This window comes from Stenotrophomonas sp. STEN029, from assembly GCF_056760015.1.
In genome coordinates this window covers 26,474-39,580 of sequence record NZ_JBRREC010000006.1, presented here as the reverse complement: position 1 = coordinate 39,580, position 13,107 = coordinate 26,474, and the positions used below count along the sequence as shown (strand labels likewise).

Below are 13,107 nucleotides of genomic sequence, written 5' to 3'. Positions count from 1 at the left end.
TATTCCGGGCCCAAAGTTCGCCCTGCAGGCCCATATCCGCGACAATTGGCGCAACTGACGCCTCAATGCTTCCATGTCCAGATTGCAGTTCAAGCTCCAGAACACCGATGGCCGCGCCCGCCGTGGCCAGCTGTCCTTCCCGCGCGGCACCGTGCAGACCCCGGCGTTCATGCCGGTCGGCACTTATGGCTCGGTCAAGGGCGTGCTGCCAGAGCAGGTGCGCGCGCTCGGGGCCGAGATCATCCTCGGCAATACCTTCCATCTGTACCTGCGCCCGGGCCTGGATGTCATTGCCGACCACGGCGGCCTGCATGGCTTCTGCCAGTGGAATGGTCCAATCCTGACCGATTCGGGTGGTTTTCAGGTGTTTTCGCTGGCGCATCGCCGCAAGATCACCGAAGAAGGCGTCACATTTGCCTCGCCGACCGACGGTGCCCGGGTCTTCCTGGGCCCGGAAGAGAGCATGAAGATCCAGAAGGTGCTGGATTCGGACATCGTCATGATCTTCGACGAATGCACACCGTACCCGGCCACCGAGCCGGTGGCGCGCAAGTCGATGGAGCTCAGCCTGCGCTGGGCCCAGCGCAGCCGCAACGCACATGACGCCATGGGCAACGATGCGGCGCTGTTCGGCATCGTCCAGGGCGGGGTACATACCGAACTGCGCAGCCGCTCGGCCGAGGGCCTGCAGCAGATCGGCTTTGATGGCTATGCCATCGGCGGCCTGGCGGTGGGCGAGCCCGAGCACGAGCGCAATGCCATGCTCGACCACATGCATCCGATCCTGCCCGCCGACCGTCCGCGCTACCTGATGGGTGTGGGCCGGCCGGAAGACCTGGTTGAAGGCGTGGCCCGTGGCGTGGACATGTTCGACTGCGTCATGCCGACCCGTAATGCCCGTAACGGCCACTATTTCACTTCGTTCGGCACCGTTCGCATCCGCAATGCCAAGTACGAGCGGGACATGAACCCGATCGAGCCCGGCTGCGGCTGCCATGCCTGCACCGGTGGCTATACCCGCTCCTACCTGCGTCATCTGGACCGCTGCAACGAGATGCTGGCGCCGATGCTGGGCACCCTGCACAACCTGTTCTATTACGAAAAGCTGATGGCCGACATGCGCGCGGCCATCGAGGCGGGAACCTTCCTGGCCTTCCGCGAGTCCTTCTATGCAGCCCGGGGCCTGAGTGTCCCGGCGTTGTCGGGGGAGTAGCGGTCTTCACACGGTCCGGGACGTGCTCCCGGACGCGTGGCATACTTCACGGCTGACCCCGTTTCGCGGTAACTGCTGCAGGCCATCCGGCCCGGGTGGGTGCCGCCCAACATCAAGGATTACAAAATGACTCTCATGGCTATCCTGCTTCCCGTCGCCCAGGCCGCTCCGGCCGCACCGGGCATGGGTACCTTCCTGCTGCCCATCGCACTGATCGCAGTGATGTACTTCCTGATGATCCGCCCGCAGATGAAGCGCCAGAAAGAACACAAGGCAATGCTGGAGAAGATCGCCAAGGGTGACGAAGTGCTGACCTCCGGCGGCATTGCTGGCGTCGTCACCGACATCGGCGACAACTTCATCACCGTGGAAGTGGCCGACAACGTCCGCATCCGCGTGCAGAAGGGCTCGGTCGGCAACGTCCTGCCCAAGGGCACGCTGAAGAACGCCGCCTGAGACTGATCCCTTTCCGTCACGTCGTGACGCCGCACCGGCGTCGCGCAGGATCCTACAATGCTTGAATTTCCGCGCTGGAAGTACTTCCTGATTCTGATCGTTCTGGCGGTCAGCGCGCTGTACGCGCTGCCCAACATCTACCAGAAGGATCCGTCCGTTCAGATCACCGCCAACCGTGGTGGGCAGATTGATGATGCGCTGCAAGAGCGCGTCAACAAGGCGCTGGGCGAGGCCGGTGTCACCGCCAAGTCGGTGGAGAAGGAGGGCGAGAACAATCTGATCGTCCGCCTTGCTTCGCTGGACGCCCAGTCGCGCGCCAATGAGGTGCTGCGCGAGACGGCCGGCGAAAACTACACCGTCGCCCTGAACCTGGCCTCGACCGTGCCGGATTGGCTGGCCAATCTGGGCGGCAAGCCAATGGTGCTGGGTCTGGATCTGGTCGGCGGCGTGCACTTTGCTTTGCAGGTGGACCAGAAGGCCGCGGTGGACAAGCGTTTCGAAGCCTTCACCGAAGACGTGCGTACCACCCTGCGTGACAACCGCGTGTCCTACCGTTCGGTAGAGCGTCGCGGCGAAAGCGATATCGCCATCGCCCTGACCAACGCTGCCGATGCCGACAAGGCACGTGCGGCACTGGCCAAGGCACAGCCGACCTTCAGCTACTCGGTCAGTGGTGATCGCATCACCGCCACCGTGCCGCAGGCGGAAATGCTGCAGATCGCCTCCGGCGCCATCGAGCAGAACCTGACCACCCTGCGTAACCGCGTCAACGAACTGGGCGTGGCCGAGCCGATCATCCAGCGCCAGGGCGAAGACCGCATCGTGGTCGAGCTGCCGGGCGTGCAGGACACGGCCGAAGCCAAGCGCATGATCGGTGCCACCGCGACGCTGGAATACCGCGCCGTGGTCGATGGCAACGCGCAGGATGCAGTGGATACCGGCCGCATCCCGCCGGAAGCCAAGCTCTACCGCGACCGCCGTGGCATGCCGGTGCTGTTGAACAAGCGCACCATCGTCACCGGCGACCAGATGGTCAAGGCGGCGACCTCCACTGACCAGAACGGCCTGCCGTCGGTCAGCGTGACGCTGAACAGCGTCGGTGGCCAGCGCATGTTTGATTTCACCAGCGCCAATGTCGGCAAGCCGATGGCCGTGGTCTACACCGAGCGGATTCCGCAGGTGACGATGGTCAACGGTGTGGAGCAGCGCAGCTTCCGGGTCAAGGAAGAAGTGATCTCCATCGCCAACATCAATGGCGTGTTCGGCAAGGAGTTCCAGACCACCGGCCTGGAGAAGACCGAAGCCGACGGCCTGGCCAAGCTGCTGCGTGCAGGCTCGCTGGCTGCGCCGATGGACTTCGTCGAGGAATACGTGATCGGCCCGAGCCTGGGTAAGGAGAACGTGGACCGCGGCGTCAAGGCAGTGGTGTTCTCGTTCATCTTCACCCTGGTGTTCTTCGCCATCTACTACCGCATGTTCGGCGTGATCACCTCGGTGGCGCTGCTGTTCAACCTGCTGATCGTGGTGGCGGTGATGTCGATGTTCGGCGCGACCATGACCTTGCCGGGCTTCGCCGGCCTGGCCTTGTCGGTCGGCTTGTCGGTCGACGCCAACGTGCTGATCAACGAACGTATCCGTGAAGAGTTGCGACTGGGCATGCCGGCGAAGAAGGCCATCGCGGAGGGTTACGAGCGCGCCTCGGGCACCATCCTCGACGCCAACCTCACTGGCCTGATTGTCGGTGTGGCGCTGTACGCGTTCGGTACCGGCCCGCTGAAGGGCTTCGCGCTGACCATGATCATCGGTATTTTTGCCTCGATGTTCACTGCGATCACCGTGTCGCGTGCTCTGGCGACGCTGATCTACGCCAAGCGCAAGAAGCTGAACTCCGTGGCCATCTGACGCGAACCTCTTCGCAGAAGCCCGCACCTGACCGGTGCGGGTTTTCCAAGGAACTCCTTGCATGAAACTGTTTCCACTTCACATCGTTCCGAACGACACCAACATCGACTTCATGAGTCACCGCAAGCCGGTGCTCGCGATCATGGTGGTGTTGCTGCTGGCCTCGTTCGCCATCATCGGCTTCAAAGGCTTCAACTACGCGCTGGAGTTCACCGGCGGCACGGTTGTGCGCACGCATTTTGAAAAGAGCATCAACGCCGACACGGTGCGCGAGCGTCTGGAGAAGGCTGGCTTCGAGAACGCCCAGGTGCAGAGCGTCGGTGGCGGCAATGACCTGATGATCCGCCTGCCGCCGGATGGCGAGCACAACAATGCCGCCGATGCCGCGCAGACGGTTGCCGAGAATGTCCGCGTTGCGGTGACTGCGGCGGACAATGTCGCTACCGTGCAGCCGGGCGAGTTCGTCGGCCCGCAGGTCGGCAAGGACCTGGCGATGAACGGCATCTACGCCACGCTGTTCATGGTCATCGGCTTCCTGATCTACATCGCTGCCCGCTTCGAATGGAAGTTCGCCATCGTCGCCAGCATCACCGCATTCTTCGACCTGATCCTGACGGTTGCCTACATGTCGCTGCTCGGCCGCGAGTTCGACCTGACCGTGTTGGCCGGTATGTTGTCGGTGATGGGTTTTGCCATCAACGACATCATCGTGGTGTTCGACCGTGTGCGCGAAAACTTCCGCAGCCTGCGCGTGGAGCCGCTGGAAGTGCTTAACCGCTCGATCAACCAGACGCTGTCGCGTACGGTGATCACCGCGGTGCTGTTCTTCCTGTCCGCACTGGCGCTGTACATGTTTGGTGGCGAGTCGATGGAAGGCCTGGCCGAAACCCACATGGTGGGTGCCGTGATCGTGGTCATCTCCTCGATCATCGTGGCCGTGCCGCTGCTGAGCATTGGTCCGTTCAAGGTCACCAAGCAGGATCTGCTGCCCAAGGCCAAGGACGAGGAAGAGCTGGCCCGTCGTCCCTGACGGACCCGCACTGCCTTGCTGAAAAGCCGCGCTCTGCGCGGCTTTTCTTTTGCCTGCAATCCGCGCGGGGGCAGGGCGGTCCATGCGGTGGCGTCGGTTGTTTTCGATGCGGCAGCGCACTACGATCCTCCCGGTTCAGCGCGCAAACTGCTTGTGCTGCTGTCTTCTGTTTAGCCAACCGAGGTTTTCATGGTCATCAAACCGCGTGTGCGCGGCTTCATCTGCGTCACCACCCATCCGACTGGTTGCGATGCGGCGGTCAAGGAACAGATCGATTACATCAAGGCCCAGCCCAAGCTGGCCAATGGCCCGAAGAAGGTGCTGGTGCTCGGTGCCTCCACCGGTTACGGTCTGGCCGCCCGCATCAAGGCTGCGTTTGGCAGCGATGCCGCCACCCTTGGCGTGTTCTTCGAGCGCCCGGGCAGCGAGACCAAGCCGGGTACGGCGGGTTGGTACAACTCCGCCGCATTCGAGAAGTACGCGCACCAGGCGGGCCTGTATGCGCGCAGCGTCAATGGCGATGCGTTCTCCGACGAGGTGAAGCAGAAGGTCATCGAGATCATCAAGGCCGATCTGGGCCAGGTCGATCAGGTGGTTTACAGCCTCGCCGCGCCGCGTCGCAAGCATCCCAAGACCGGCGAGATCATCAGCTCCACGCTGAAGCCGATCGGCGCACCGATCACCTTGCGTGGCTTGGATACCGACAAGGAAGTGCTGACCGAAACCACGCTGCAGCCGGCAACGGCCGAGGAAATCGCCGGCACCGTGCAGGTCATGGGTGGCGAAGACTGGCAGATGTGGATCGACGCGCTGCTTGAGGCTGGCGTGCTGGCACCGGGTGCTACCACCACCGCGTTCACCTATGTCGGCGAAGAGATCACCCAGGCCATTTACTGGAATGGTTCGATCGGTGCTGCCAAGAAGGATCTGGATGCCAAGGTGCTGGCCATCCGTGACAAGTTGCAGGGGCTGGGCGGCGATGCGCGCGTGTCGGTGCTGAAGGCGGTTGTGACCCAGGCCAGCTCGGCGATCCCGACCATGCCGCTGTATCTGTCGCTGCTGTTCAAGGTGATGAAAGAGCAGGGCACGCACGAAGGCTGCATCGAGCAGCTCGATACCCTGTACGACATTCTGTACAACGGCCCGCAGGGCGGCGCCAACGCGGCTGACCACATCCGCCAGCAGTTGCAGGACGCGCAGGGCCGTGAGATCGCGCTGGTCGACGGCGAAGGCCGTCTGCGAGCGGACTACAAGGAAATGGCGCCGGAAGTGCAGGGCAAGGTACTGGAGCTGTGGCCGCAGGTGACCAACGAGAACCTGTACGAGATCAGCGACCTGGCCGGCTACAAGGCCGACTTCCTGCGCCTGTTCGGGTTCGGCATCGACGGCGTGGATTACGAAGCCGACGTGAATCCGGATGTGGCGATTCCGGGGATTGTTGAGGTCTGAGTTCTTTTGGCTTCTTGGTAATGAGAAGGCCGCGCTTTGCGCGGCCTTTTTTTTTGCATTCCTAGCCAGGAGCTTCCCCTCACCCCAACCCCTCTCCCGCAGGCGGGAGAGGGGCTATACAGCTGCGGTTGCAGGCATTGCTCGCGCTTGCGGATTGCTAGCCCTTCTCCCGCCTGCGGGAGAGGGGTTGGGGTGAGGGCAGCTCTTGGCGCAAACAAGCAGCCCACAGAAAACCATCAACCAAACTCAAAATCCATCTGAGCCGTCGGCGGCCCGACAAAATCGCCTTCCACGTAATCCACGCCAGCGCTGAACAACAGGCTCATCGTCGACGCATCCGCCACGAACTCGGCGATGGTCAGAATGCCGGCAGACTGCGCCTTGGTGGTGATCTCCTGGGTCTTCTCCAGCTGCTCCTTGGCCAGCGTCGGGTCAGCCGTGAACGCGCTGTCCAGCTTGAGGAAGCCAGGCTGGAAGTGCGCCAGCAGCTGGAATGAATCCAGTCCCGAGCCAAACTGCTCGAGGCCAACCTTGCAGCCCAACGCAGTGACATCGCCCAGGAACTGCTGCGCATTGCGCAGGTGGGTGAATACCTTGGCCTCGGGAATCTGCAGCCACAGCTGCGCGCCTTCCACGCCTTCGGCCTGCAGGCCATTGCGGATCACCGTCAGCAGCTCGGGGTCGGAGAAGGACTCCGGGGTGATGCGTACCATCAGGTGCGTGCGGTGACCGGCACGGCGCCGCTCGCCCAGCGCGCGAATGGCGTTGGCCACCACCCAGCGGTTGATCGGCGCCAACAACCCGTGTTCCTGTGCGATCGGCAGGAAGCTGGGCGGTCCCACCATCTCGCCGTTGTTTTCCATCTGCAGCGAGGTGTCATACAGCTGGATCGGCTCGCCCATAAGGTTCAGCACGGGGCGGAAACGCAGATGGAAGCCATCACCAGCGACTGCCTGGCGGATACGCTGTACCCAGCTCTGGATGCGCTCTTCCTCGACGCGGTCGGCCGCGCCCGGATCGAATACCTTGAAGGTATTGCCACCCAGTTCAGTGGCGGCGCGTGCGCAGTCATTGGCGCGGTTCAGGACCTGGCCAACGCTGGCGATCTTCTCGCCCACCTGCACGCCGCCGATGCTGACGGTGACGGTGGCCGAGCGCTCGCCGATGCTGAATACCGAGGAGGCAAAGGCGCCGCGTACCCGCTCAGCCATCTGCGAGGTATGTGTGTAATCGCCCTCGGTAAGCAGGGCAAAGCTATGCTCGCCAAAGCGCGCCAGCTGCGCGTCCTCGCCAACAGCCTGGGCCAGCTTCTGGCCGAGGGCTGCAATCAATGCGTCTGCCGAATCCAGTCCGATATCGGGCAGCAGGCGTGCATAGTGATCCGGTTCTACCAGCAGGAAGCCATACTGGCCATCGCTGCGCCCAACCTGGGCGACGGCCTTCTCCAGCTGGACCATGAAAGTCGGGCGGTTGAGCAGGCCGGTGACCTGGTCGCGCTGGCGCAGCGCTTCGACTTCGCGTGCCAGTTCCGGATCAAACTCCTCGCGGCGACGGAACACGATCTGGAAACAGCTCTCGTCTTCATAGGTGGCAGCGGTGAATTCCATCGTCGCCGGGAAGGTGTCGCCGTCCTGGTTACGTGCGTGCACTTCGTATTGCGGTGGCGGCGCTTCGCCCTTGCTCAGCGATTTGAGCAGCTGCTTGAAGTTCTCCACGTGCTGCGGCGCCACCATGTCCAACAGCGAGATGCCTTCCACATCCTCGAACGACTCGAATCCGAACATGTCCAGATAGGCTTCGTTGGCGCGGATGTGCATGCCTTCGTGGATGTAGGCGATGGGATCGCGCGAGGACGAGATCAGTGCGTCGCAGCGGCGCTCGGTCTCGCGCATCTGCGCCTCGATCCGGCGCAGGCCGCGGCGCGCCTGCAGGTCGGTCCATTCGGTCTGCACCACCGACAACAGGTGGTCTGGCTGCTGGCGCAGCGCGATGGCGCGGATGCCGTTGGCGGCCGAGTCCAGCAGCATCTGTGCATCGATGCTGTCGGTCAGCAGGATCATCGGGATGTCCTTGCCGCTGGCCGCGACCTGCTGGGTCAGCAGCAACTGCGGGATAGCGTAAGAGTTGGCCGCCAGCACCAGGTCGATGGGTTGGCTCAGTGCCTGGCTCAGCTCCTCGGCACTCTGCGGCCGCGACGGGCGCACTGCGATGCCGCTGTTGCGCAAGGTGCTGACGATGGCCTCGGCGCTCTCGGCACTGTCGTCAACGATCAGCAAGCGCAAGGTGATGTCTTTGGCGTTCTGCATTCAGGACTCCCGGGGGACGGGGTTTAATACACGATGCACGTCGCCGGCGTCTATGCGCAGATCGCTTGCCTGTGACGTACTCCCGTGAGTGTAGTCCCAAGGCCGCCTCCAGGGGTCGTCGCCAGCGGCCGCAACACCTCCCCGCAGCTGCTGTGTGCAGCGGTGTGGCCGGCTTGCCGATCTGCCGAATCCGCTTACACCGCCATCCCGGCGGCACGTCCGGAGGCCCAGGCCCATTGGAAGTTGTAGCCGCCCAGCCAGCCGGTCACGTCCAGTACCTCGCCGACAAAGTGCAGGCCGGGTACCCGCTGCGATTCCATCGTCGAGGAAGACACCTTGCGCGTGTCCACGCCGCCCAGGGTGACTTCGGCGGTGCGGTAGCCCTCGGTGCCGCTGGCGACTAGCGGGAAATCGGACAGCAGGCTGGCGGCGGCCTTGAGCTCGGGCTCGTCCATCTGCCGCATCGGCTTGTCCTTCAGCCATTGCTCGCACAGGCGCAGGGCCAGCCGCCGCGGCATCACTTCGGACAGCACGGTGCGCAATTCGGAGGCGCCGCGCTCGCGCTTCATCTGCCGCAGCCATTCGGCTGCATCGTGATCGGGCAGCAGGTCCAGCCGCAGGTCATTACCCGGTTGCCAGTACGAGGAGATCTGCAGGATCGCCGGGCCGCTGACGCCGCGATGGGTGATCAGCATCGAGTTGCGGAAGCTCTTGCCGTTGCAGCGCGCCTCCACCGGCAGCGCAACGCCACTGAGCTCGGCGAAGCGTTCCTGGTGGGTGCCGCTCAGGGTCAGCGGCACCAGCCCGGCACGCGTCGGCAGCAGCTCATGGCCGAAGTTGCGGGCCACTTCGTAACCGAAGCCGCTGGCGCCCATGCTCGGGATCGACAGCCCGCCGGTAGCGATCACCACCGAGGCGCTGTGGAATTGCCCCTGCGCGGTACGCACGTGGAAGCCATCGGCGCCGCGCTCGATCTGCTGGACGCCGCAATCGGTGCGGATCTGCACGCCTGCGTCGGAGCACTCGTCCAGCAGCATCTTCACGATCTGCTTGGAGGAAATGTCGCAGAACAACTGGCCCAGCTCCTTCTCGTGATAGGCGATGCCGTGGCGTTCGACCATCTCGATGAAATCGGCCGGCGTATATCGCGCCAGCGCCGACTTGCAGAAGTGCGGGTTGTTGGAGATGAAGTTGGCTGCGGTGGTGCCGGTATTGGTGAAGTTGCAGCGGCCGCCGCCTGACATCAGGATCTTCTTGCCAACCTTGTTGGCATGATCGATGACCTGCACGATGCGGCCGCGCTGGCCGGCGGTGAGCGCGCACATCAGCCCCGCGGCGCCAGCGCCGATCACCAGTACGTCGCAGCGGATTACCTTGTCTGCCACTACTGCTTACTCCGCCGGGCGCTTGCGCCAGACCGGGATCACGTCCAGCTGGATGTGATCATTGAGGATCTGCACCTCGCCATCCTGGATCAGCACGCTCCAGCGCATCGCGCGTTGCACCTGCTCACCCCAGCGCTCGACGAACGCGGACGGCAGGTCGATCACCGACAGGTTGTTGAAACGGGTCAGGTGCTTGCCCTGCTTCTGCCACCAGATGTCGGAGGCATTGCCGCCGTAGTTGACGATCTGCACGCGACGGCTGCGGTTGCAGGCCTTGCGCACGCGTGACTCGTCCGGATGGCCCAGATCGATCCACTGCTCGATGTCGCCGGTGTAGTCCAGCTGCCACAGGTCCGGTTCGTCCTCGCTGCTTAGGCCCTTGCCGAATTCCAGCCGGTCCTCGGCGTTGAGGGCGAAGGCGAGCAGGCGCACCATCAGGCGCTCGTCGGTTTCGGAGGGATGCTGGGCCAGGGTCAGGTTGTGGGTCGCGTAGTAACCGCGGTCCATGTCGCTGATCTGCAGCTCGGCCTTGCGGATGGTGGCGGTGAGGGCCATGGGAATACCGGGTACAAAGACCGCCCATCATAATGCCTGGCCCCGCACCGGACCCGTTTCAACGTGCCTGACCAAGACCTGCCAAGCCGTCTGCAACTCGCTCCAGGCCCGTGGGCCAGCCTGTTGGAGGGTTTGTGCGCCCGCTTCCCGGCGGTAAGCCAGGCGCAATGGCTGGGCCGTTTTGCGCGCGGGCGGGTGCTGGGCAGCGACGGCCGGCCGCTGCTGCCGGCGCAGCCGTGGCGGGCAGGGCAGGAGATCCAGTATTTCCGCGAGGTTGCCGACGAGCCGGAGGTGCCATTCGCCGAGCAGATCCTGCACCAGGACGAACACCTGTTGGTAGCCGACAAGCCGCATTTCCTGCCGGTCACCCCGGCCGGCCGCTTCGTGCGCCAGACCCTGCTCGCGCGACTGATCGCCAGCACCGGCAACCGCGAGCTGGTGCCGCTGCACCGGATTGATCGTGGCACTGCGGGACTGGTGTTGTTCTCCTGCAATCCGCACACGCGCGCCGCCTACCAGCGGCTGTTTGCCGAGCGTCGCATCGACAAAGGCTATGAGGCCCTGGCCCCGGCCCTGCCGACGCTGCAGTTCCCGCTGCAGCGGAACAGTCGTATCGGCCGCGGCGAACCGTTCTTTCGCATGGTCGAGCTGGCGGGCGAGGCCAATGCCCTGAGCCGGGTGGAGGTGATCGAGCGGCGTGGCGATGTGTGGCATTACGCGTTGGAGCCGGTGACTGGGCGCAAACACCAGTTGCGCGTGCACATGGCCGCGCTGGGAGCGCCCATCATCGGTGACGATTTCTACCCGCAGGTAATCGAGCGCGCACCGGATGATTACCGGCAGCCGCTGCAACTGTTGGCGCGGCGCTTGGCCTTCTTGGATCCGCTCAGCGGCCGGCAGCGGGAATTCCGCAGTGCGCGTGAGCTGGTGTGAGCTTCAGCGCCGTTGCGCGAGCCAGCGGTCGAGCTGGGCGGCAAAGGCCTGGCGGTCACGCGCGTGCAAGGTGGCAGGACCGCCGGTCTGAACGCCAGCACCACGCAGTTCTTCCATGAAGTTGCGCACCGATAGCCGCTCGGCGATGGTGTTGGCGGTATAGAGCTCACCGCGCGGATTCAGTGCGACGGCTTTTTTCTCCAACACACGCGCTGCCAGCGGAATGTCCTGGGTAACGACCAGGTCGCCGGGGTTCACTCGCTCGGCAATGGCGTCGTCGGCAACATCCGGCCCACCCGGCACCTGCATGGCACGGATGAAGCGCGAGGGCGGGGTGCGCAGCCATTGGTTGGCGACCAGTACGGTCTCGACCTTGGCCCGTTCGGCGGCGCGGAACAGGATTTCCTTGATCACCACGGGGCAGGCATCGGCATCGACCCAAATCTGGGTGGCCGAACGGGTGGCGGAAACGACGTCTTCAGTGCTCATGCCGCGCAGTCTATTGGATTTTCGGACTTTGCTGGTTCCGGGCTATCGTCAGAAAATTGACTGTTTTCAGCGACTTAATAGACGAACTGAATCAAATTGGGTTTCTGAATACGGTAATTATCGCTTTTTGGAACAAAGCGGCGTATTGTCCATCCCACTGTGCTTGCAAGGGTCACCGTGAATCGTGGCCTGATGCAGTTGATCTTCTTGATCGGCTCATCGATCCGCTTTACCAACGCCTGCAACTCAGTCTCGGCCCCGATCTCCGGTGGCTGCGATTATTTCAACTTATGTTTCAGGAGTTAGTACATGTCTGATCGTCAGACCGGCACTGTCAAGTGGTTCAACGACGCCAAGGGCTTCGGCTTCATCACCCCGGAAAGCGGCCCGGACCTGTTCGTGCATTTCCGCGCCATCCAGGGCAACGGCTTCAAGTCGCTGCAGGAAGGCCAGAAGGTGACTTTCGTCGCCGTGCAGGGCCAGAAGGGTATGCAGGCTGACCAGGTGCAGGCGGTCTAATCGACCCCTTGCTACCGTAAGGTTGCTTGGAACGCCGGAAGCGAAAGCTTCCGGCGTTTTTATTTGTGTTTTCGCATCGAGCTTCGCCTTGCACTGACGCTGCGTTCTGCAGGTGTTGGCTAGGATGTTGTCTCGTGTCGATTGAATGACGTTGGAGCCAGCGATGATCACCGTGCACCATCTGGAACAATCGCGTTCGCAGCGCGTGCTGTGGATGCTGGAAGAGTTGGGCCTGGCCTACGACGTGGTCAGCTACAAGCGCGACCCCAAGACCTGGCTGGCGCCGCCGGAACTGCGCAAGGTGCATCCGCTCGGCAAATCTCCGGTGCTGCAGGACGGCGCACTGATCCTGGCCGAATCCGGGGCCATCCTGGAATACCTGGCTGACCGCTATGACCTGCAGCGCAGCCTGTCGCCGCAGCCCCTGCCAGTGGATGCGCCGGAACGCCTGCACTATCACTACTGGATGCACTACGCCGAAGGCTCGGCGATGCCGCCGCTGGTGATGAGCCTGGTGTTCGCGAAAGTGCGCAAGGCACCGCTGCCATTTTTCGCCAAGCCGATTGCCCACAGCATCGTCGACAAGGTGATGAAGAGCTTCATCAGTCCGCAGCTGCGTCTGCACCTGGGCTGGATGGAGCAGGCCTTGGGCGAATCCACCTGGTTTGCCGGCGAGCGTTTCAGCGCGGCTGATATCCAGATGAGTTTCCCGGTCCAGGCGGCGGCAGTCCGCGCCGGTCCCATGACCGACTATCCGAAGCTGCAGGCTTTCCTGGCCCGCATCGCCGAACGGCCGGCCTATCAGCGTGCCGAGCAGCGTGGCGGCGCGCTGGATCTGATCGGCGGCGCTCGTTGAGCACAACGGGCCAC

The 13,107-nt window shown here is 63.4% G+C and carries 12 protein-coding genes; 8 read left to right on the top strand and 4 right to left on the bottom strand.

The annotated features are described in order from the left end of the window. The first annotated feature begins 73 nt into the window (after nt 1-73). The 5 genes from tgt (at nt 74) to fabV (ending at nt 6,050) form a co-directional block, all read left to right on the top strand. Nucleotides 74-1,213, top strand: a complete 1,140-nt coding sequence (gene tgt / locus ACVOLI_RS02520; protein ID WP_282271735.1) for a tRNA guanosine(34) transglycosylase Tgt — start codon at nt 74-76, stop codon at nt 1,211-1,213. 126 nt (nt 1,214-1,339) lie between these two features. Next, nucleotides 1,340-1,669 carry a preprotein translocase subunit YajC gene (gene yajC / locus ACVOLI_RS02515; RefSeq protein WP_282271731.1) on the top strand — a complete coding sequence of 110 codons (330 nt, stop codon included), beginning with the start codon at nt 1,340-1,342 and terminating at the stop codon, nt 1,667-1,669. 57 nt (nt 1,670-1,726) lie between these two features. Beyond that, nucleotides 1,727-3,571, top strand: a complete 1,845-nt coding sequence (gene secD, locus ACVOLI_RS02510) for a protein translocase subunit SecD (RefSeq protein ID WP_481533393.1) — start codon at nt 1,727-1,729, stop codon at nt 3,569-3,571. Between the two features lie 61 nt (nt 3,572-3,632). Further along, complete coding sequence (gene secF, locus ACVOLI_RS02505) at nt 3,633-4,601, top strand: protein translocase subunit SecF (protein ID WP_282271728.1); 969 nt, start codon at nt 3,633-3,635, stop codon at nt 4,599-4,601. 189 nt (nt 4,602-4,790) lie between these two features. Then, on the top strand, nt 4,791-6,050 hold the full coding sequence (gene fabV, locus ACVOLI_RS02500) for an enoyl-ACP reductase FabV (RefSeq protein WP_303746690.1): 1,260 nt from the start codon (nt 4,791-4,793) through the stop codon (nt 6,048-6,050). Nucleotides 6,051-6,286: 236 nt separating this feature from the next. On the opposite strand, the gene ACVOLI_RS02495 is transcribed toward fabV, so the two are convergent. The 3 genes from ACVOLI_RS02495 to ACVOLI_RS02485 form a co-directional block, all read right to left on the bottom strand. Beyond that, nucleotides 6,287-8,356, bottom strand: a complete 2,070-nt coding sequence (locus ACVOLI_RS02495) for a GGDEF/EAL domain-containing response regulator (RefSeq protein ID WP_481533392.1) — start codon at nt 8,354-8,356, stop codon at nt 6,287-6,289. Nucleotides 8,357-8,550: 194 nt separating this feature from the next. Next, nucleotides 8,551-9,741, bottom strand: coding sequence for a BaiN/RdsA family NAD(P)/FAD-dependent oxidoreductase (locus ACVOLI_RS02490; RefSeq protein ID WP_481533391.1), 1,191 nt, complete (start codon nt 9,739-9,741; stop codon nt 8,551-8,553). A 6-nt stretch (nt 9,742-9,747) separates the two neighbouring features. After that, complete coding sequence (locus ACVOLI_RS02485; RefSeq protein ID WP_282270084.1) at nt 9,748-10,296, bottom strand: YaeQ family protein; 549 nt, start codon at nt 10,294-10,296, stop codon at nt 9,748-9,750. A gap of 63 nt (nt 10,297-10,359) precedes the next feature. Here ACVOLI_RS02485 and ACVOLI_RS02480 point away from each other — a divergent pair, with 63 nt between their 5' ends. After that, the gene (locus ACVOLI_RS02480; protein ID WP_481533390.1) at nt 10,360-11,229 is read left to right on the top strand and encodes a pseudouridine synthase; all 870 of its coding nucleotides are present in this window, start codon (nt 10,360-10,362) and stop codon (nt 11,227-11,229) included. Between the two features lie 3 nt (nt 11,230-11,232). Here the strand turns inward: ACVOLI_RS02480 and ACVOLI_RS02475 are convergent, their stop codons facing one another. Next, on the bottom strand, nt 11,233-11,718 hold the full coding sequence (locus ACVOLI_RS02475; protein WP_481533389.1) for a YaiI/YqxD family protein: 486 nt from the start codon (nt 11,716-11,718) through the stop codon (nt 11,233-11,235). Between the two features lie 309 nt (nt 11,719-12,027). Between ACVOLI_RS02475 and ACVOLI_RS02470 the strand changes: the two genes are divergently transcribed. Both ACVOLI_RS02470 and ACVOLI_RS02465 read left to right on the top strand, forming a co-directional pair. Continuing rightward, nucleotides 12,028-12,237: a cold-shock protein gene (locus ACVOLI_RS02470; RefSeq protein ID WP_054659637.1), complete on the top strand. Its 210-nt coding sequence runs from the start codon at nt 12,028-12,030 to the stop codon at nt 12,235-12,237. A gap of 163 nt (nt 12,238-12,400) precedes the next feature. Then, on the top strand, nt 12,401-13,093 hold the full coding sequence (locus ACVOLI_RS02465) for a glutathione S-transferase family protein (protein WP_296246304.1): 693 nt from the start codon (nt 12,401-12,403) through the stop codon (nt 13,091-13,093). Nucleotides 13,094-13,107 lie beyond the last annotated feature (14 nt).

Coding starts and splice junctions, on each gene's coding strand:
- fabV (WP_303746690.1), top strand. CDS start 4,791: ATGGTCATCAAACCGCGTGTGCGCGGCTTCATCTGCGTCACCACCCAT.
- ACVOLI_RS02470 (WP_054659637.1), top strand. CDS start 12,028: ATGTCTGATCGTCAGACCGGCACTGTCAAGTGGTTCAACGACGCCAAG.
- secD (WP_481533393.1), top strand. CDS start 1,727: ATGCTTGAATTTCCGCGCTGGAAGTACTTCCTGATTCTGATCGTTCTG.
- ACVOLI_RS02495 (WP_481533392.1), bottom strand. CDS start 8,356: ATGCAGAACGCCAAAGACATCACCTTGCGCTTGCTGATCGTTGACGAC.
- secF (WP_282271728.1), top strand. CDS start 3,633: ATGAAACTGTTTCCACTTCACATCGTTCCGAACGACACCAACATCGAC.
- yajC (WP_282271731.1), top strand. CDS start 1,340: ATGACTCTCATGGCTATCCTGCTTCCCGTCGCCCAGGCCGCTCCGGCC.
- tgt (WP_282271735.1), top strand. CDS start 74: ATGTCCAGATTGCAGTTCAAGCTCCAGAACACCGATGGCCGCGCCCGC.
- ACVOLI_RS02465 (WP_296246304.1), top strand. CDS start 12,401: ATGATCACCGTGCACCATCTGGAACAATCGCGTTCGCAGCGCGTGCTG.
- ACVOLI_RS02485 (WP_282270084.1), bottom strand. CDS start 10,296: ATGGCCCTCACCGCCACCATCCGCAAGGCCGAGCTGCAGATCAGCGAC.
- ACVOLI_RS02475 (WP_481533389.1), bottom strand. CDS start 11,718: ATGAGCACTGAAGACGTCGTTTCCGCCACCCGTTCGGCCACCCAGATT.